The following is a 20028-nucleotide window of genomic DNA, read 5'->3' as shown; positions in this document are numbered from 1 at the left end:
TTAACGTACCTTCAGCGTTGCCAGGCCAATCAGCACCAGCATCAGCGAAATAATCCAGAAGCGCACAATGACGCGCGGTTCCGGCCAGCCTTTCAGTTCATAGTGGTGGTGGATCGGTGCCATACGGAAGATGCGCTGACCACGCAGCTTGAAGGAACCGACCTGCAAAATCACCGACAGGGTTTCAACCACAAACACCCCCCCCATGATCACCAGCAGGAACTCCTGACGCAGCAGAACGGCAATGATGCCGAGCGCACCGCCCAAAGCCAGGGAACCAACATCACCCATAAAGACCTGCGCCGGGTAGGTGTTGAACCACAGGAAGCCCAGTCCCGCACCGACGATCGCCGTACAGACGATCACCAGCTCACCCGCGTGTCGCAGATAAGGAATGTGCAAATAGTTGGCAAAGTTCATGTTACCGGTCGCCCACGCTACCAGCGCAAAACCCGCGGCCACGAAGACGGTTGGCATAATCGCCAGACCATCCAGTCCATCGGTCAGGTTGACGGCGTTACCGGTGCCAACAATGACGAAATACGCCAGCAGGATGTAGAACAACCCAAGTTGCGGCATCACGTCTTTAAAGAACGGTACCACCAGCTCGGTGGCCGGTGTGTCTTTTCCAGCCAGGTACAGCGCAAAGGCTACGCCCAGCGCAATCACCGACATCCAGAAGTACTTCCAGCGGGCGATCAGGCCCTTGGTGTCTTTACGCACCACTTTGCGGTAGTCATCGACAAAGCCAATAATGCCGTAGCCAATCAGGACGGTCAGCACACACCAGACGTACGGGTTTGACGGGTACGCCCACAGCAATACTGATACCACGATGGCAGTCAGGATCATGATCCCACCCATGGTAGGGGTACCACGTTTGCTGAAGTGCGACTCCGGACCATCGTTACGCACAACCTGGCCAAAAGAGAGTTTTTGCAGACGGGCAATCATGCGCGGACCCATCCACAACGAGATGAACAGCGCAGTCAGCAGGCTGACAATGGCGCGAAACGTCAGATAGGAAAAGACGTTAAAGCCTGAGTAATATTTGACCAAATGCTCGGCCAGCCAAACTAACATGTCCCGTTCTCCTGTAATGCGTGCACAACCTCTTCCATGGCGGCACTACGTGAACCTTTCACAAGTACTGTCACAATTTGTTTTTCTGCAATCAACGCGTTGAGGCGTTTAATCAACGCAGCTTTATCGGCAAAATGCTCACCAACGCCGCTGGCCTGGCTAATCGCCTGGCTCAGTTTTCCTGCGCTCAATACGCAGTCCAGTCCCGCCGCTTTCGCCGCTTCACCGACCTGGGTGTGGCAGGCTTCGCTTTCGTCGCCCAGCTCAGCCATATCACCCACTACCATGATGCGGTAGCCCGGCATCTCAGACAGCACCTGCACCGCAGCCGTCATCGAACCGACGTTCGCGTTGTAGGAGTCATCCAGCAGCAGTTTGTTGTCAGCAAGCTGGATAGGGAACAAGCGTCCCGGTACGGCTTTTAAATTTGCCAGCCCGGTTTTAATCGCCTCATGCGAGGCACCTACCGCCGTCGACAACGCCGCCGCCGCAAGTGCATTGGCGATATTATGGCGACCCGGCAGTGGCAGCAGCACATCGACGCCCCCGGTTGGGGTAGTGAGCGTGAATTCCGTGCCATGCGACGCCACATGAATATTGGTTGCGGTAAAATCACTGTTGGCCGCATTCGGCGAAAAGCGCCAGGTTTTACGCGAGCCAATAATGCTCTGCCAGTTCAGCCAGTCATTGTTGTCGGCATTCATAATGGCAATGCCGTCAACAGGCAGGCCGGTATAGATCTCACCTTTCGCTTTCGCCACACCTTCCAGCGAGCCAAAGCCTTCCAGATGCGCAGCCGCCAGGTTATTCACCAGCGCCGCTTCCGGGCGAGTCAAACTCACGGTCCAGGCAATTTCACCCTGGTGGTTTGCCCCCAGCTCGATAACAGCAAATTCGTGCTCTTTGGTCAGGCGAAGTAATGTCATCGGCACGCCGACGTCATTATTGAGGTTGCCTGCGGTATAAAGCGTATTTCCGCACTGACTTAGAATGGCTGCGGTCATTTCTTTCACGGACGTTTTGCCAGAGGACCCGGTCAGGGCCACGACACGAGTAGGGACTTGCTGTCGCACCCATGCCGCCAGCTCGCCAAAAGCGAGACGCGTATCCTTCACCACAATCTGCGGCAGATCGACAGCCAGTTTACGGCTAACCAGCAGCGCACCAGCGCCATTTTCTTTGGCCTGCTGTGCAAAATCATGCGCGTCAAAACGCTCACCTTTTAGCGCCACAAACAGACAACCTGCAGTGACTTTGCGGGTGTCGGTCGTCACGGCGTCAATGGTCAGATCCTGACCCAGCAATTCGCCGTGCAGTACCGTAGCAGCCTGACTTAACGTGATGCTAATCATGCCACCACTCCCAGCAGACGTGCTGCCGTTACGCGGTCCGAGTAGTCCAGACGACGATTGCCAACAATCTGATAATCTTCATGGCCTTTACCGGCCAGCAGCACCACGTCATTTTCCTGCGCCTGCATGATGGTGTTCGTTACCGCTTCGGCACGACCTTCAACAACACGCGCACGACCTGCGTCCAGCATACCAGCCAGAATATCGTTGATAATGGCGCGCGGCTCTTCGGTACGCGGGTTGTCATCGGTTACGACAGGAATATCCGCGAATTGCTCAGCAATGGCACCCATCAACGGACGTTTGCCTTTGTCGCGATCGCCGCCGCAGCCAAACACGCACCAGAGTTTACCGGCACAGTGCAGGCGCGCCGCTTCCAGCGCTTTTTCCAGCGCATCCGGCGTGTGGGCATAATCAACGACCACGGTCGGTTTACCTGGCGCGCTAAACACTTCCATGCGGCCACAAACCGGCTGCAGACGTTCGGCAGTTTTCAGCAGTTCAGCCATCGGATAGCCCAGCGCCAGTAATGTTGCCAGGGCCAGCAGCAGGTTGCTGACGTTAAACGCCCCCATCAGACGGCTTTCAATTTCCCCTTCCCCCCAGGAAGAGGTAAAGAGGATGGTGGCACCGCTATCGTGGTAGTTCACCTTAACGGCCTTCAACCAGCGACCATGGCAGTTAGGGTTAATATGATCTTCCATTGACACCGCAACCGCGTCTGGCAGCTTAGCCAGCCAGCGACGCCCCACTTCGTCATCGGCGTTGATGATGGCCTGTCCGCAGTGGTGCGTGGAGTAGAGCAGCCATTTTGCGGCTTCGTAATGCTCCATATCACCATGATAATCGAGGTGATCGCGGCTCAGGTTAGTGAACACAGAGGCTGCAAATTTCAACGCCGCCACACGGTGCTGTACCAGTCCATGCGAAGAAACTTCCATTGCAGCAAAGGTTGCCCCCTGCTCTGCCAGACCAGCAAGGACATGCTGTACATCAACCGCTGATCCGGTGGTATTTTCCGTCGGGCTCACTTTACCCAGCAGGCCGTTACCTACGGTACCCATCACCGCACCGGTTTCACCCAGCAGTTGCGCCCATTGCGCCATGAGTTGTGTGGTGGTGGTTTTTCCGTTTGTTCCCGTCACGCCAACCAGACGTAATTGGTCGGAAGGTTCGTGGTAGAAACGCCCCGCCAGCGCGGAAAGACGCTCATTTAACTGGCTGAGATAGATAACCGGCACCCCGTGCATCTCACGGATCTCACCGTCGGTTGCCTCATCTTTGGCCTCAGCAATAATGGCAGCAACACCTTGCGCAATCGCCTGCGGGATATAACGACGCCCGTCCGCCTGATGACCGACCACCGCCACAAAAAGATCGCCAGATGCAGCCACGCGGCTGTCCAGTACCATTTCTCGCAGTGCTCGCTCCGGTGCATTTGGCACCCACGGAGCGAGAAGGTCGCGCAAATTACGATCTGCCACCTGTACCCTCGCCTTGATTAATTACAAATTCACTTTTTTCGCCCGTCGCCAGCGCATCCGGTTCAATATTCATGGTGCGCAATACGCCGCCCATGATGGCCCCGAACACAGGCGCGGAGACGGCGCCGCCGTAGTATTTACCCGCCTGTGGATCGTTAATGACGACCACCAGCGCAAAACGCGGATTGCTTGCAGGCGCAACGCCTGCGGTGTAGGCAATGTATTTGTTGATATAGCGGCCGTCTGGCCCCACTTTTTTCGCCGTACCGGTTTTTATGGCGATACGATAGCCTTTGATCGCCGCTTTTACGCCACCGCCACCAGGCAGTGCCACGCTTTCCATCATATGCACAACGGTACGAACGATAGATTCCGGGAAGATTCTCTCTCCAGGAACCGGTGGATCAACTTTGGTAATCGACAGCGGACGATAAACGCCGTAGCTGCCAATCGTTGCGTAGACTCGCGCTAACTGTAACGGGGTTACCATTAGCCCGTAGCCGAAAGAGAAGGTGGCCCTCTCTATGTCAGACCACCGTTGTTTTTGAGGATATAAGCCACTGCGTTCTCCGACCAACCCCAAATTGGTCGCCTTTCCCAGTCCAAAACGTGAGTAAGTCTCTACTAACGCTGAGGACGGCATCGCTAACGCCAGTTTTGAAACACCGACGTTACTCGACTTCTGTAACACCCCGGTCAGGGTTAATTCGCTGTAGCGTGCCACGTCTTTAATCTCGTGGCCGTTAATACGGTAAGGGATCGTGTTCAGAACCGTGTTTTCATTGACGATGCCTCGCTGCAGCGCCGTCATCACCACCATCGGTTTCACCGTCGAGCCCGGCTCGAACACGTCGGTGATCGCCCGGTTACGCATCGCGTCTTTTGCGGTGCCGGTAAAGTTGTTCGGGTTGTAGGATGGACTGTTGGCCATCGCCAGCACTTCGCCCGTGCTGACATCCACCAGCACGGCGCTACCTGACTCCGCTTTGTTGAAAGCCACAGCATTGTTCAGCTCGCGGTAGACCAGCGCCTGCAAGCGCTCATCAATACTCAGCGCCAGGTTGTGTGCCGCCTGGCTGTCCGTGGACGAGATATCTTCGATCACGCGACCATAGCGGTCTTTACGCACGATTCGCTCGCCCGGCTGGCCGGTGAGCCACTTATCGAAACTTTTTTCAACGCCCTCAATCCCCTGGCTATCGACGTTAGTGAAGCCAATGAGGTGAGCAGTTACTTCGCCGGAAGGGTAATAACGGCGGGATTCCTCACGAAGATGAATGCCCGGCAGCTTCAGTTTGCGAATGTAGTCAGCCATGTCAGGGTTCACCTGACGCGCCAGATAGATAAAACGCCCTTTCGGGTTAGCGTTGACGCGGGAGGCAAGCTGGTCCAGCGGCATTTTCAGAGCATCGGAGAGCGCTTTCCAGCGGTTATCGAGGGTGATCCCCCCAGCATCGTGCAGCTCTTTCGGGTCAGCCCAGATCGCTTTGACCGGCACACTCACCGCCAACGGACGGCCTGAGCGGTCAGTGATCATCCCGCGGGAAGTCGAGACCTCCTGGACACGCAGAGAGCGCATATCGCCCTGACGTACCAGCATGTCAGGCGCGACGATTTGTAACCATGCCACGCGTCCCAGCAGAAAACCCAGTGCCAGTAAAATGCAGCCGCAAAGCAACGCAAAACGCCAACTGACAAAGTTGGCCTGTTCTTCCTGACGTTTTGGTTTTAGCGTTTTTGCCGCTGCTTTCATGCGTCGCGTTTTCCCTTATTTTTGTACTACGATATTTTCCTGGGAAGGATCAACATGCTGCAGTTGCAGCTTTTCCGTTGCGATCCGTTCAACCCGGCTGTGATCGCCGAGCGCGTTTTCTTCAAGGATCAGATTTCGCCATTCAATATCCAGCGCATCGCGTTCCAGTACCATCTGCTCGCGCTGCGCAGTTAATAAACGAGTGTGGTGGGCTGTGGTGACCACCGTTACTGCCGTCACAATGATGCAAATGAACAAGCAGAGTGGCAGCTTCCCAAACCGCAAAAGATCGTCGCCGATCACGCCAGGCAAGGCATGGCGCTCGTTGCTTCCTAACGAATCCTTAACTTTGCTTAGGGTCTCTGTCACTCTGCTGATCATGCGTTCGTCCTCTCTGCAACACGCAGCACTGAACTACGGGCACGTGGATTCTCTGCCACCTCTTCTTCGCCCGGCATCAACTTGCCTAATGCTCGCAACTGACGGCCACCCAGCTTCCTGAGTTGTTCTTCCGTCATCGGCAGCCCCGCTGGGACTTGTGGACCGCGGCTTTGTTCACGCATAAAGCGTTTCACAATACGGTCTTCCAGCGAATGGAAGCTGATGATGGATAACCGCCCACCCGGGGCCAGCACGTCGAGCGAGCTTTTTAGCGCCAGCTCTATTTCCTCCAGTTCACTGTTTACCCAGATGCGAACCGCCTGGAAGGTACGGGTCGCGGGATGTTTGTGTTTATCCTTCACCGGTGTCGCCGCCGCGATCACCTCGGCCAGCTCTTTAGTGCGGGTCATTGGCTCAATGCGGTTACGCTCAACAATGGCGCGCGCAATACGTTTGCCAAAGCGCTCCTCGCCGAAGGTTTTGATTACCCATGCAATATCGGCTTCGTCAGCAGTCTGTAACCACTCAGCAGCAGATTGGCCACGAGTCGGGTCCATACGCATGTCCAGCGGACCATCACGCATAAAGGAAAAGCCACGTTCAGCGTCATCAAGCTGTGGTGAAGAGACGCCAAGATCGAGAAGAATCCCGTCGATCTTGCCCGTCAGGCCGCGCTCAGCAACATATTCCGCGAGCGCAGAGAAAGGTCCATGCACGATGGAAAAGCGTGGGTCATCGATGGTTTGCGCCACAGCAATCGCCTGCGGATCGCGATCGATTGCCAGCAGACGTCCTTCCGCTCCAAGTTGGGAGAGGATCAAACGCGAATGGCCACCGCGACCAAAAGTGCCATCAATGTAGATGCCATCCGGACGAATATTCAGGCCGTTAACGGCCTCGTCCAGTAACACCGTTGTATGTTTATAATTTTCCATCATATTTATAGAGACAAGTCCTGCAGCCGTTCCGATAATGTTGCAGAATCAGACTGCTCAGCGTCGATATCTTCCTTGACCTGTTGATACCAGGTCGTTTCGTCCCACAGTTCAAACTTGTTGAACTGCCCGACCAGCATCACTTCTTTGGTCAGACCGGCATGTTGCCGCAACACAGGTGCAATCAGTAATCGCCCTGCGTTATCCATCTGACACTCACTCGCATGTCCCAATAACAACCGCTGCACGCGGCGTTCCTGCGGGTTCATGCTCGACAGTCGCGACAGCTTTTGCTCAATAATTTCCCATTCAGGCAAGGGGTAAAGCAGCAGGCAGGGGGAGTTAATGTCAATGGTGCAAACCATTTGACCCGCAGCGTTCTCAATCAGCTGGTCGCGGTATCGGGTTGGTACCGATAAACGCCCTTTGCTGTCGAGATTGACTAACGTAGCTCCACGGAACATGCCAGTCTCACCCCTCCTCACCACTTTAACCCACAAATTCCCACCTAAAGGAGTTTACGGAGCGAGGGAAAAGCTTGTCAAGCCAGGACTCTCCCTGTAAGGACTCAAATGCCCTCTATTTACAGAGTTAAACAGTCCTGGTTAATAACTGCACAACTGGCGAGGCAAAATTAACGTTATGAATATTTGTAAGAAAAAAACCGAATATGCACACGAGCGTTAAGACTCACTCAATATCATCGCAGATAAATATAAAGTGTCAGTTTGCGACGCGGGCAGCATTTTATGACAGATTCTCAGGGGATAACAGCGCCAGATTCATCACCGCGCTCAATAAGCACGGCGGCTGGCATGCAAGCGGACACAGGAGAAGGAAAAACGTCTGAATATTCATCGACCGAATAGGCTTTGTAACAAAACAATACAAAAATAGGTGCTTAAACCCGCTTAAAAGTTCTTTGACGCTCATTTTAAAAGTCAAAATGAATTAAGAGAAATAGCCGATTATGATTCCTAAGGAATTATCCTAATTTCTGTCAGGGAATTATCTATGCGAATTATTACAACAAAATGGGGCAGATTTCGCCGCCCCAGTCATTTCATTTGTTGCGGCTTAAAATTCCGCGATGGTAGAGATTACGTTTGATACGAGTCAGGCCCGGCTTCGGTTTCCGCGGCTCATCCAGGCTCGCCAGCACAATCTCCAGTACACGTTCAGCCACATCACGATGACGTTGCGCCACCGCCAGCACCGGGCACTGGAGGAAATCGAGCAGTTCGTTATCACCGAAAGTGGCAATGGCCAGGTCTGATGGCAGCTTACCTTCCCGACGTAAGGTCACATCCATTACACCTTGCAGAAGAGCAAACGAGGTGGTGAACAATGCCTGAGGCATCGGGTGCGTCTCCAGCCATTTCTCGAACAGCTGCGCGGCTGCTTCACGTTCATAGCTGTTAGCATAGAGATAGTGAACCTCACGCGGATCGTCTTTCCAGGCGGTCCTGAATCCCTGTTCACGGAGGAAGCTCACAGACAGCTCCGGCAGCGCGCCAAGATAAAGCACGGTTTCAGCCGGAAAGGTTCTTAGCTCTGCAGCCAGCATTTCCGCATCATCCTGATCGGCTCCCACAACACTGGTGAAGTGTTCGCGATCCAGGGCGCGATCCAGCGCAACAATCGGGAACGAATCGTTAGCCCAGCGCTGATAAAACGGATGCTCTGGCGGCAAAGAGGTCGAAACGATGATGGCATCCACCTGACGCTGGAGCAGGTGCTCAATGCAGCGCATCTCGTTGTCGGGCTGGTCTTCCGAGCAGGCAATCAGCAATTGATAGCCACGCTGGCGAGCCTGACGTTCAAGATAGTTAGCGATACGGGTGTAGCTGGTGTTTTCCAGATCCGGGATCACCAGACCAATAGAGCGGGTGCGCCCGGCACGCAAACCGGCTGCGACAGCATTCGGATGGTAGTTATGTTCACGAACCACCGCCATAACTTTTTCAACGGTCTTATCGCTGACACGGTACTGCTTTGCTTTACCGTTAATCACATAGCTGGCCGTTGTTCGTGACACGCCGGCTAGCCGGGCGATTTCATCCAGTTTCACAATTGCCCCTTAAAAAAAGAAAAGAGTCCATGGCCCTGTCAAGGTTATGGTTAAATCTTTTAACATCTAAACGCAGAAAAGCCTTCGCGGCAACCGCTTTTATCTGCGTTGTCGGCTGATTACGCAAAAAAAAGCCCGGCTTTGGTGACCGGGCTGAAAGAGGCGAACCTTTTTGACAACTAACGCATGATTTTCTCGCCGCGTGACAGGCCAACCACGCCCGATCTCGCGACCTCAACAATTTTTGCTACATCCCGCACGGACGCCAGGAAAGCATCCAGCTTGTCACTTGTACCGACCAGTTGAACCGTATAGAGGGAAGGCGTGACGTCGATAATCTGCCCACGGAAGATATCCGCACTGCGTTTGACCTCCTCACGTCCGTAGCCGGTGGCCTGGATTTTCACCAGCATGACCTCACGCTCAACATAGGCCCCCTGCCCCAGCTCGCTCACGCGCAGTACATCAACCAGCTTATGCAGTTGCTTCTCAATTTGCTCAAGCACTTTGGCATCGCCGACGGTTTGAATGGTCATCCGCGACAGCGTCGGATCGTCCGTCGGTGCAACGGTCAGGCTTTCAATGTTATAGCCGCGCTGCGCAAATAGCCCAATGACGCGCGACAGTGCGCCAGACTCGTTTTCCAGTAACACAGATAATATCCGGCGCATATCAGGTTCTCTCCGTTTTGCTTAACCACATTTCATCCATACCACCACCGCGAATATGCATCGGATAAACGTGCTCGGTCCCATCAACAATCACATCCATAAAGACGAGGCGGTTGTTTTTAACGTGTTCAAGCGCTTCAGCGAGCTTCGTTTCCAGCTCAGCTGGATCTGTCACCCGCATGCCAACGTGACCGTAAGCTTCAGCAAGACGAACAAAATCCGGCAGCGATTTCATATATGACTGTGAATGGCGGCCTGAATAGATCATATCCTGCCACTGTTTGACCATACCCAGGTAGCCGTTATTCAGGTTCAGCACGAGAACCGGCAGTTCATACTGCAGCGCGGTAGACAACTCCTGAATGTTCATCTGGATACTGCCGTCCCCGGTTACGCAGACGACGGTTTCATTCGGCAGTGCCAGCTTCACGCCCAGCGCCGCAGGTAGACCAAAGCCCATCGTTCCTAAGCCGCCCGAGTTGATCCAGTGTCGCGGTTTATCAAACGGGTAATACAGGGCGGCAAACATCTGGTGCTGCCCCACGTCTGAGGTCACGTAAGCCTCACCTTTCGTCAGTCGCCACACCGCTTCGATAACCGCCTGCGGCTTAATGTTTTCGCTTTGCGTGTCATATTTCAGACACTGGCGCGCACGCCACCGATCAATCTGCTGCCACCAGTCACGGATCTCATCCAGCGGCTGGGTAGCGTTCTCCTGGGCCAGCAGATCCAGCATTTGCTCCAGAACCTGACGAGCATCACCGACGATCGGCACATCCGCCGACACCGTTTTTGAAATTGACGTCGGATCGATATCAATATGCAGCACGGTGGCGTTCGGACAATACTTCGCCAGATTGTTGGTAGTACGATCGTCAAAGCGCACCCCGACCGCAAAGATCACGTCAGAATGATGCATAGTCATGTTGGCTTCATAGGTACCGTGCATACCCAGCATTCCCAGCGCCTGAGGGTGGGTGGCCGGGAATGCCCCAAGCCCCATCAACGATGACGCTACAGGAAGGTTAAGCTTCTCAATCAGTTCACGAAGCTGTACTTCGCAGGCAGAATTGATCGCCCCGCCGCCGACATAAACCACCGGTTTTTTGGCCGCCAGAAGCGTTTGCAACGCTCGCTTGATCTGACCTTTATGCCCCTGCGTTGTTGGGTTATAAGAGCGCATGCTGACCGATTCTGGCCAGACATAAGGCAGTTTGTTTGCCGGGTTCAGGATATCTTTAGGCAGATCGACCACCACCGGTCCCGGACGCCCGCTTGCCGCCAGCCAGAAGGCCTTTTTCAGGATGCCAGGAATGTCTTCGGTTTGCTTTACCAGGAAGCTGTGCTTCACAACGGGACGCGAAATCCCCACCATGTCGCACTCCTGAAACGCATCGTAGCCGATCAGTGAGGTCGCCACCTGCCCTGAGAGGATCACCAGCGGGATAGAGTCCATATACGCCGTTGCAATACCGGTGATGGCGTTAGTTGCACCAGGACCTGACGTGACCAAGACCACGCCCACTTCACCCGTTGCACGTGCCAGGCCGTCAGCCATATGAACTGCCGCCTGCTCGTGGCGTACCAGAACATGGTCAATGCCACCTACCGTATGCAGCGCATCATAGATATCAAGGACTGCGCCGCCAGGGTAGCCGAACACTTGCTTCACGCCCTGATCGATAAGCGATCGCACGACCATTTCCGCGCCAGACAACATCTCCATGCTTTGCCTCCAGGCATTTTGTTATAGACGGACTGCCGAATTCATTTCCGCACCGTCTTACGATTGGGATAAACCAATCTTATATTTTGCAGAGTGATCCTTACCTTAACCGCTCGTTATGAGGCAGGCAATTAGCAAACCGGCAGAGAGAAGAGGTACTTAAAGCAGAAAAAACAGACATTGGGAGGCGATGTGGTCAATTCATCTGGCATTAGAGGATGCGATGATAAATCATCGCTAAAAAGCGCGATGATTCAGTAATTCATCTATTTTTGCGAGCCTGATAGCAGCCAAAAAAAATCACAACAGAATAAAATATCAATAATCAAAATGAAGTCAGGATAAATCACATATATCGATGCAATTTACCCTGATGCGTTTACCGGCGGCAAATGGTAATAAGCAACTCTTCCATCCACTGATGTCCTTTGTCACGCCCCGCAGCTTCATGCCAGGAAAGATAACAGGTACGGCTATTCAGCTTGAGCGGCAGTGGCAATATTTGCAGATTTAACGGGTCGGAAAACTCTTCTGCCAGCCAACGCGGCGCAATAGCGACCAGCTGAGTCTGTGAGACAACGTTTAATACGCTAACCATTGCCATCCCCTGATAAGCCACGCTGGCCTGTTTATCCACGGAGTCATACCACGGCAGGCTAAAGGAAGCATATCTGTCGAGTGCTACAACGGCGTGCTGTTCACTATAAACATCACTTTCTCGTAGTGGAGAATTCAGCCGTGGGTGTTTTTTACTGGCAACTAAAACCATTTCATCCTTAAACAGCGGCACGCAGGAGAATTCAGGTCGACGGAATTCTTCATATCCCAGAACAAACTCCGTCTCCTGATAGCGTAACTGATGTTCTGTGTTTTGATTTAAGGATGACTTAAAAACAAGGTTGATATTCGGCGCAATTTCTTCAACCTTATTATAAATAATCGAGGTTAAATAATTATCTAATGGGCTACAGACACAAAGATGGAATACTCGCTCACTGCTTAAGGGTTCAAAGCCGGACCCCGGCAACTCATTTTGAACCAGCTGTAATGCCTGCCGGATAGAACCGAATAACTGGAATGCGCGCGCCGTGGGTTGGATCCCGCGCCCATAACGAACAAATAATTCGTCGTTAAACATGACCTTAAGTCTGGCAACGGCATTACTCACGGCAGGTTGTGACATCCCCAGCGCTTGTGCCGCGCGGGTAATATTCTGTTCCTGCATGACAGCATCAAACACCGTCAGAAGATTAAGATCCACCGTGCGTAATTGCGGTTTAATCCCATCAGAAGTTTGAGGTTGTTTAATATTATTTTCTGGCACTTCAGACTCCACTGTCACGCTACACTCCCTTTGCCAAGGTACGATAATAATCCCGGAAAATATGATTTATCATGCAAATACGATTAGCAAAAGAGAATTATTTAAAATTCGGAATATATAAAGATGATGCAAAGACTAAAAAAACAAAAGATCGCAAAAATGATACACTTAACTTTATGCCAGGAATGAAACCATAAACCAAACCAATATACAATCACCATAAAGTTAATGATGACTTAAGTATTATTAAACTGTTAACGCCATTCATCTACAGTTGGTTAACAACCTGTTATCTCCATTGGCATTTAAACGACATCAAAAACATTCACCAAACCCATAACTTAATGATATTAAAATAATTTAAGCATAATGCATTCACTGCGACGTGTTTTACTCAATTTATACCAATTATATTTATTTGTTTCAGCAATCTGTTTTTCAAGTCCAAAATTAGACAATTAGTCGGGTCATGAAAGTAAAATCCAGCACAATTAGCTAATGCAGGCATCTTGCCTGTTACGCCCTTCAGGTCCGTTTTTATCGTCAGGGGTTGACATGAAAGGCCGTATCCAGTACCACTAAAAGCATATTGAATTTAACGGAGCACGATTCATGATTCGCACCATTCGTTTCACCGGTCTACTACTACTAAACGCATCCACTGTGCGCGGTAGACTGGCGGGCGAAATTCAGCGTTGAATCGTCACCAGTAAGACTAAAAACCCGCGCCACTGCGCGGGTTTTTTTATGCTCGTAGCAAGGCGCCCTAAGACTGACAAGGACCTAACCCATGAGCCAGCAAGTCATTATTTTCGATACCACATTACGTGACGGTGAACAGGCGTTGCAGGCAAGCCTGAGTGTAAAAGAGAAACTGCAGATCGCGTTGGCTCTCGAACGTATGGGCGTCGACGTGATGGAGGTAGGTTTCCCTGTCTCGTCTCCGGGTGATTTCGAATCCGTCCAGACCATTGCGCGTACCATTAAAAACAGCCGCGTATGTGGTCTGGCGCGCTGCGTAGAGAAAGATATCGACGTCGCGGCTGAGTCACTGAAAGTTGCCGAAGCCTTCCGCATTCATACCTTTATTGCTACTTCACCGATGCATATCGCAACCAAATTGCGCAGCACCCTGGATGAAGTGATTGAACGCGCGGTGTACATGGTGAAGCGCGCACGCAACTACACCGATGACGTTGAATTCTCCTGTGAGGATGCAGGCCGTACGCCGATTGAAGACCTGGCGCGTGTGGTTGAAGCCGCAATCAACGCCGGTGCCAAAACCATCAACATCCCGGACACCGTCGGTTACACCATGCCTTTTGAGTTCTCCAACATCATCACTGGCCTGTATGAGCGCGTACCGAATATTGATAAAGCTATTATCTCTGTTCATACCCATGATGATTTGGGTCTGGCCGTTGGCAATGCTATAGCCGCGGTACACGCCGGCGCGCGTCAGGTTGAAGGCGCGATGAACGGTATCGGTGAACGTGCCGGTAACTGCTCGCTGGAAGAAGTGATCATGGCGATTAAAGTGCGCAAAGACATTATGGACGTGCACACCCGCATCAATCACAACGAAATCTGGCGCACCAGCCAGACCGTCAGCCAGATTTGCAACATGCCTATTCCGGCCAACAAAGCGATCGTCGGCACTGGCGCCTTCGCGCACTCCTCCGGTATACACCAGGATGGCGTGCTGAAGAACCGTGAAAACTACGAAATCATGACTCCGGAATCGATCGGTCTGAACCAGGTGCAGTTGAACCTGACTTCGCGTTCCGGTCGTGCCGCAGTAAAACACCGTATGGAAGAGATGGGTTATCAGGACAGCGATTACAACATGGATCAGTTGTACGACGCGTTCCTGAAACTGGCCGACAAAAAAGGTCAGGTGTTCGACTATGACCTGGAAGCGCTGGCCTTTATTAACAAGCAGCAGGAAGAACCAGAGCACTTCCGTCTGGATTACTTCAACGTGCAGTCAGGCTCCAGCGATATCGCAACCGCCTCAGTCAAACTGGCCTGTGGTGATGAAATTAAAGCGGAAGCCGCGAACGGCAATGGTCCTGTCGATGCCATCTATCAGGCGATTAACCGTGTTACTGAATACGATGTTGAGCTGGTGAAATATGACCTGACGGCAAAAGGTCATGGCAAAGATGCGCTGGGCCAGGTCGACATTGTTGTCACTCACAATGGCCGCCGTTTCCATGGTGTAGGTCTGGCAACCGATATTGTTGAATCCTCCGCGAAAGCGATGGTGCATGTTCTGAACAACATCTGGCGCGCCGCTGAAGTCGAAAAAGAGTTGCAACGCAAGGCTCAGAATAAAGAGAACAAAAAGGAAACCGTGTAATGTCGAAGAATTACCATATTGCTGTGTTGCCGGGTGACGGTATTGGCCCGGAAGTGATGGCACAGGCGCTGAAAGTACTGGAAGCCGTTCGTTCGCGTTTTGCGATGAAAATCACCACCAGCCACTACGATGTAGGCGGCATTGCGATTGATAATCACGGGACGCCGTTGCCAAAAGCGACCGTCGAAGGCTGCGAAAATGCCGATGCCGTGCTGTTTGGTTCAGTCGGTGGTCCAAAATGGGAACACCTGCCACCGGCAGAGCAACCAGAGCGTGGCGCACTGCTGCCGCTGCGTAAGCATTTCAAGCTGTTCAGCAACCTGCGTCCGGCGAAGCTGTATCAGGGCCTGGAAGAGTTCTGCCCGCTTCGTGCCGATATCGCAGCTAACGGTTTCGACATTCTGTGCGTGCGTGAGCTGACCGGCGGCATCTATTTTGGTCAGCCAAAAGGCCGCGAAGGCAGCGGCCAGCATGAAAAAGCGTTTGATACCGAGGTGTATCACCGTTTTGAAATCGAACGTATCGCCCACATTGCTTTTGAGTCTGCGCGCAAACGCCGCCATAAAGTGACCTCCATTGATAAAGCGAACGTGCTGCAGTCATCCATTCTGTGGCGTGAGATCGTCGGCGAAGTCGCTAAGCAGTACCCGGACGTCGCGCTGTCGCATATGTACATCGACAACGCGACCATGCAGCTGATTAAAGATCCGTCCCAGTTTGACGTGCTGCTGTGCTCCAACCTGTTCGGCGACATTCTTTCTGACGAGTGCGCGATGATCACCGGCTCCATGGGCATGCTGCCATCCGCAAGCCTGAATGAAGAAGGTTTTGGTCTGTACGAACCGGCGGGCGGTTCCGCACCGGATATTGCAGGCAAAAACATTGCTAACCCGATTGCGCAGATCCTCTCCCTGGCCCTGCTGCTGCGCTACAGCCTGGATGCAGGCGATGCAGCAACCGCAATTGAAAACGCCATTAACCGGGCGTTAGAAGAAGGCGTCCGTACCGGTGATTTAGCACGCGGCACGGCGGCAGTCAGTACCGATGAAATGGGCGACATCATTGCCCGCTATGTCGCTGAAGGGGTGTAATCATGGCGAAGACCTTATATGAAAAGTTGTTTGATGCGCACGTTGTTTACGAAGCACCAAACGAAACCCCGCTGCTGTACATCGACCGTCATCTGGTGCACGAAGTGACCTCTCCTCAGGCATTCGACGGGCTGCGCGCGCACAAGCGTCCAGTGCGTCAGCCGGGTAAGACCTTCGCGACCATGGATCACAACGTCTCCACGCAGACCAAAGACATCAACGCGTCAGGTGAGATGGCGCGTATCCAGATGCAGGAATTGATTAAGAACTGCAACGAGTTTGGCGTTGAGCTGTACGACCTGAACCATCCGTATCAGGGCATCGTCCACGTAATGGGGCCTGAGCAAGGGATTACCCTGCCGGGGATGACCATCGTCTGCGGTGACTCCCATACCGCGACCCACGGCGCGTTCGGCGCACTGGCCTTCGGTATCGGTACCTCTGAAGTTGAACACGTACTGGCCACGCAGACCCTGAAACAGGGTCGTGCCAAAACCATGAAGATTGAAGTGAAGGGTAAAGCCGCTCCGGGTATCACGGCAAAAGACATCGTGCTGGCGATTATTGGCAAAACCGGCAGTGCAGGCGGCACCGGTCATGTAGTGGAATTCTGCGGCGAGGCCATCCAGGCGCTGAGCATGGAAGGCCGTATGACCCTGTGCAATATGGCCATTGAGATGGGTGCCAAAGCCGGTCTGGTTGCGCCAGACGAAACCACCTTCAACTATGTCAAAGGTCGTCTGCATGCCCCGAAAGGAGATGATTTTGACGAAGCCGTCGCGTACTGGAAAACCCTGAAAACTGACGACGGGGCAACCTTTGATACGGTTGTCACGCTGCAGGCAGAGGAGATTGCCCCTCAGGTGACCTGGGGAACCAACCCGGGCCAGGTGATTTCTGTCAACGACAACATTCCCGATCCGGCCTCTTTCGCTGACCCGGTCGAGCGCGCCAGTGCGGAAAAAGCGCTGGCTTACATGGGGCTGAAACCTGGCGTTCCGTTGACCGACGTAACCATTGATAAAGTATTTATTGGCTCCTGCACCAACTCCCGTATCGAAGACTTGCGCGCTGCCGCAGAGATTGCCAAAGGTCGTAAAGTGGCACCAGGCGTACAGGCACTGGTGGTTCCGGGTTCCGGCCCGGTAAAAGCCCAGGCCGAAGCCGAAGGTCTGGATAAGATCTTTATCGAAGCAGGTTTCGAGTGGCGCCTGCCGGGTTGCTCCATGTGTCTGGCCATGAACAATGACCGCCTGAATCCAGGCGAGCGCTGTGCCTCCACCAGCAACCGTAACTTTGAAGGCCGTCAGGGCCGCGGTGGGCGTACCCATCTGGTCAGCCCGGCAATGGCCGCCGCTGCGGCAGTCACCGGCCATTTCGCCGACATTCGCAGCCTGAAATAAGGAGACAATCATGGCAGAGAAATTTACCCAACATACGGGCCTGGTTGTCCCTCTGGACGCCGCTAACGTCGATACCGACGCGATCATTCCTAAGCAGTTTTTGCAGAAGGTCACCCGCACTGGATTTGGCGCCCATCTGTTTAACGACTGGCGTTTCCTGGATGACAAAGGCGAAGTCCCTAACCCGGAATTCGTTCTGAACTTCCCGGAATATAAAGGCGCATCGATCCTGCTGGCGCGGGAAAACTTTGGCTGCGGATCATCACGTGAGCACGCTCCGTGGGCCCTGACCGACTACGGGTTTAAAGTGGTTATCGCCCCAAGTTTCGCGGATATCTTTTACGGCAACAGTTTCAACAACCAGCTTTTGCCGGTCACACTGAAGGACGAGCAGGTCGACGAGTTATTCGCTCTGGTTCAGGCAAATCCAGGTATTTCGTTTGAGGTGGATCTGGAAGCAGAAGTCGTGAAAGCCGGGGATAAGACCTACAGCTTCAGCATTGATGCGTTCCGTCGTCACTGCATGCTGAACGGTCTCGACAGCATTGGTTTAACACTCCAGCACGAAGCAGCAATTGCAACTTACGAACACAAACAGCCTGCGTTTATGAAGTAAACCTCCGGCCTGCAGTTTATTCTGCAGGCCTCGCTTTATTCCCTTACCCACCACTCCTGACACGCCGTTTTCGAAAAAATATCCGCTAATGACATTATATTTAATGTCAATTTAATAATGCCTGCGCAAGATAATCTAAAAGTTGGCTTACAGCGGAAATCTAAATGGAAAAGCAAAATAGCAATGATTCTCACCTCCGTTCTCAAGAAATACATAAATGCACATTGGTTAGCGTGGTAATAAATATATTACTCACTGGTTTTCAAATCGTTGCAGGACTATTTTCCGGCTCGCAAGGGTTAATTGCTGATGGGATTCATTCTCTTTCCGATTTATCTTCTGATTTTGTCGTTCTGATTGCGAACAAGAAAAGCCAGAAAGCCTCAGATATCGATCATCATTACGGTCACCTTCGCTTCGAAAACGGAGCAAAGCTCATTATTGGTGCTATTTTGCTGCTTGTGGGCATTGGAATGCTCTGGTCGGCGGGCAATAAACTGCTCCACCCTGAGACGCATCAGACAGTGAAAGGAGCCGCGCTATGGGTAGCGATACTGGCTTTAGTGATTAAGGAAAGTCTGTTCAGATACATGCTTGCAACGGGAAAACGCATCCAGTCCTCACTACTGATAGCTAATGCCTGGCATGCCCGTTCTGACGCGGCTTCATCCGTGGTTGTCGCCATTGGTATAGCCGGGAATTTAATGGGCTTTCACTCTATGGACCTGGTTGCAGCCCTGATTGTCGGGATGTTCATCGCTCATATGGGATACAAATTCTCTGCTGACGCGCTGCACGACCTGATGGATCGTTCGCTTGAACCTGACCTTGAGCGCGACATCAAAACGTGTTTGCTCGAAACCGAAGGTGTCGCCGGGATCCATGACTTAAAAACCCGCAAGATGGGCGACTTAGCCCTTGTCGATGTTCATCTTGAAGTCGACGGAGAATTAAGCGTAAAAGAAGGACATGAAATTGCCGTGAAGGCCAGAAACAACGTGATGCAAAAATTTAATGTGCTTAATGTTATGACGCATATTGATCCGGCACACTAAAATAGTGTAGATGGTTACGGTGTGATGCATTTTATTTATCGTTAAGGTTTCGTTAATTAATCTGCGTCACACTCCATCGCATCAGCTCTCTCATCATTGAGGTAAAAAGCGATGAATCCAACAATACGCGATACGCTTCCCCATAAAGAAACCCCTTTTCTTCGCATACTGCACATTCTTGTTGCAGTACTGGTGCTGGCCCAGATTATTAATTCCAACTTTACTGAAAGCGAAGCACTTGGTGAATCGGGTCTGAACGCGATTGTCACCTGGGTTCATGTTATTTCAGGCTTTGGTTTAATTTTTTGCGGTATTGCCATGATGGCATGGATGTTAACCCAGCGCGGATTTAAGTATTACTTCGCGTGGCTGGCACTGGACTTCAGCGGAATCGTTGATGATATTCGCACTCTCTTGCAACGTCAGCTTCCTGATGCTCACGCTGGCGGTATGGCGGCAACGGTGCAAGGCTTAGGTGTACTGGCTCTGCTCGGCGTTGCACTCTGCGGAGCGGTATGGTTCGTGCTGAACGCCACGCTCGGACCGGTTTCATCCGTCACGGAATCCGTATTAGATTTGCATAAATTCCTGACGGTCTTTATTGAGACCTACTTCTGGGCACACGGATTTATGGGTCTCGTGCATATGTACCTGACTTTACGCGCACAGCGTAAATATCAGTATTCGGAATAGAAAGGTTTGCGGAGCCCGGAGACCCGGG

The 20028-nt window shown here is 52.5% G+C and carries 18 protein-coding genes; 7 read left to right on the top strand and 11 right to left on the bottom strand.

Annotated elements, in window-relative coordinates; all coding sequences use genetic code 11:
- The 11 genes from mraY to leuO all read right to left on the bottom strand — a co-directional run bounded on the left by mraY (position 1) and on the right by leuO (position 12798).
- Entirely contained in the window at positions 1-1083 is a 1083-nt protein-coding gene (mraY, locus tag ACLHV8_RS03475; protein WP_028016681.1) for a phospho-N-acetylmuramoyl-pentapeptide-transferase, read from the bottom strand.
- On the bottom strand, positions 1077-2435 hold the full coding sequence (gene murF, locus ACLHV8_RS03470; protein ID WP_208593973.1) for a UDP-N-acetylmuramoyl-tripeptide--D-alanyl-D-alanine ligase: 1359 nt from the start codon (positions 2433-2435) through the stop codon (positions 1077-1079). Before murF ends, mraY begins: the two co-directional genes overlap by 7 nt.
- The gene (gene murE / locus ACLHV8_RS03465) at positions 2432-3919 is read right to left on the bottom strand and encodes a UDP-N-acetylmuramoyl-L-alanyl-D-glutamate--2,6-diaminopimelate ligase (protein WP_208593974.1); all 1488 of its coding nucleotides are present in this window, start codon (positions 3917-3919) and stop codon (positions 2432-2434) included. Before murE ends, murF begins: the two co-directional genes overlap by 4 nt.
- Positions 3906-5672 (bottom strand): peptidoglycan glycosyltransferase FtsI, encoded by a 1767-nt coding sequence (locus ACLHV8_RS03460; protein WP_028016678.1) that lies wholly within the window; start codon positions 5670-5672, stop codon positions 3906-3908. Before ACLHV8_RS03460 ends, murE begins: the two co-directional genes overlap by 14 nt.
- Positions 5673-5687: 15 nt before the next feature.
- Entirely contained in the window at positions 5688-6053 is a 366-nt protein-coding gene (gene ftsL / locus ACLHV8_RS03455; protein ID WP_014830643.1) for a cell division protein FtsL, read from the bottom strand.
- Positions 6050-6991 carry a 16S rRNA (cytosine(1402)-N(4))-methyltransferase RsmH gene (rsmH, locus tag ACLHV8_RS03450; RefSeq protein ID WP_028016677.1) on the bottom strand — a complete coding sequence of 314 codons (942 nt, stop codon included), beginning with the start codon at positions 6989-6991 and terminating at the stop codon, positions 6050-6052. The genes ftsL and rsmH overlap by 4 nt, the downstream gene beginning before the upstream one ends.
- 2 nt (positions 6992-6993) lie before the next feature.
- The gene (gene mraZ, locus ACLHV8_RS03445; protein WP_021240528.1) at positions 6994-7452 is read right to left on the bottom strand and encodes a division/cell wall cluster transcriptional repressor MraZ; all 459 of its coding nucleotides are present in this window, start codon (positions 7450-7452) and stop codon (positions 6994-6996) included.
- A 599-nt stretch (positions 7453-8051) separates the two neighbouring features.
- Positions 8052-9059, bottom strand: a complete 1008-nt coding sequence (gene cra, locus ACLHV8_RS03440; RefSeq protein WP_028016676.1) for a catabolite repressor/activator — start codon at positions 9057-9059, stop codon at positions 8052-8054.
- A 179-nt stretch (positions 9060-9238) separates the two neighbouring features.
- The gene (ilvN, locus tag ACLHV8_RS03435) at positions 9239-9730 is read right to left on the bottom strand and encodes an acetolactate synthase small subunit (RefSeq protein WP_028016675.1); all 492 of its coding nucleotides are present in this window, start codon (positions 9728-9730) and stop codon (positions 9239-9241) included.
- Position 9731: 1 nt separating this feature from the next.
- Entirely contained in the window at positions 9732-11456 is a 1725-nt protein-coding gene (ilvI, locus tag ACLHV8_RS03430) for an acetolactate synthase 3 large subunit (RefSeq protein WP_028016674.1), read from the bottom strand.
- Positions 11457-11835: 379 nt separating this feature from the next.
- Positions 11836-12798, bottom strand: coding sequence for a transcriptional regulator LeuO (gene leuO, locus ACLHV8_RS03425; RefSeq protein WP_410376757.1), 963 nt, complete (start codon positions 12796-12798; stop codon positions 11836-11838).
- Positions 12799-13392: 594 nt separating this feature from the next.
- Here leuO and leuL point away from each other — a divergent pair.
- The 7 genes from leuL to ACLHV8_RS03390 all read left to right on the top strand — a co-directional run bounded on the left by leuL (position 13393) and on the right by ACLHV8_RS03390 (position 20000).
- On the top strand, positions 13393-13479 hold the full coding sequence (leuL, locus tag ACLHV8_RS03420; RefSeq protein ID WP_071530973.1) for a leu operon leader peptide: 87 nt from the start codon (positions 13393-13395) through the stop codon (positions 13477-13479).
- Between the two features lie 91 nt (positions 13480-13570).
- Complete coding sequence (gene leuA / locus ACLHV8_RS03415; protein ID WP_108089561.1) at positions 13571-15142, top strand: 2-isopropylmalate synthase; 1572 nt, start codon at positions 13571-13573, stop codon at positions 15140-15142.
- Positions 15142-16233 (top strand): 3-isopropylmalate dehydrogenase, encoded by a 1092-nt coding sequence (gene leuB / locus ACLHV8_RS03410; protein ID WP_028016671.1) that lies wholly within the window; start codon positions 15142-15144, stop codon positions 16231-16233. Before leuA ends, leuB begins: the two co-directional genes overlap by 1 nt.
- Before the next feature lie 2 nt (positions 16234-16235).
- Positions 16236-17636, top strand: a complete 1401-nt coding sequence (gene leuC, locus ACLHV8_RS03405; protein WP_208593975.1) for a 3-isopropylmalate dehydratase large subunit — start codon at positions 16236-16238, stop codon at positions 17634-17636.
- A 10-nt stretch (positions 17637-17646) separates the two neighbouring features.
- Positions 17647-18252: a 3-isopropylmalate dehydratase small subunit gene (leuD, locus tag ACLHV8_RS03400; protein ID WP_028016669.1), complete on the top strand. Its 606-nt coding sequence runs from the start codon at positions 17647-17649 to the stop codon at positions 18250-18252.
- Positions 18253-18416: 164 nt separating this feature from the next.
- Entirely contained in the window at positions 18417-19307 is an 891-nt protein-coding gene (locus ACLHV8_RS03395) for a cation diffusion facilitator family transporter (RefSeq protein WP_208593976.1), read from the top strand.
- A 111-nt stretch (positions 19308-19418) separates the two neighbouring features.
- Positions 19419-20000 (top strand): cytochrome b/b6 domain-containing protein, encoded by a 582-nt coding sequence (locus tag ACLHV8_RS03390; protein WP_049005261.1) that lies wholly within the window; start codon positions 19419-19421, stop codon positions 19998-20000.
- The last annotated feature ends 28 nt before the right edge of the window (positions 20001-20028 follow it).

Origin of the sequence: Enterobacter sp. CPE_E863, from assembly GCF_046521465.1 — a bacterium.
GTDB classification, from domain to species: Bacteria; Pseudomonadota; Gammaproteobacteria; order Enterobacterales; family Enterobacteriaceae; genus Enterobacter; species Enterobacter adelaidei.
This window is presented reverse-complemented; position numbering and strand designations above follow the sequence as displayed.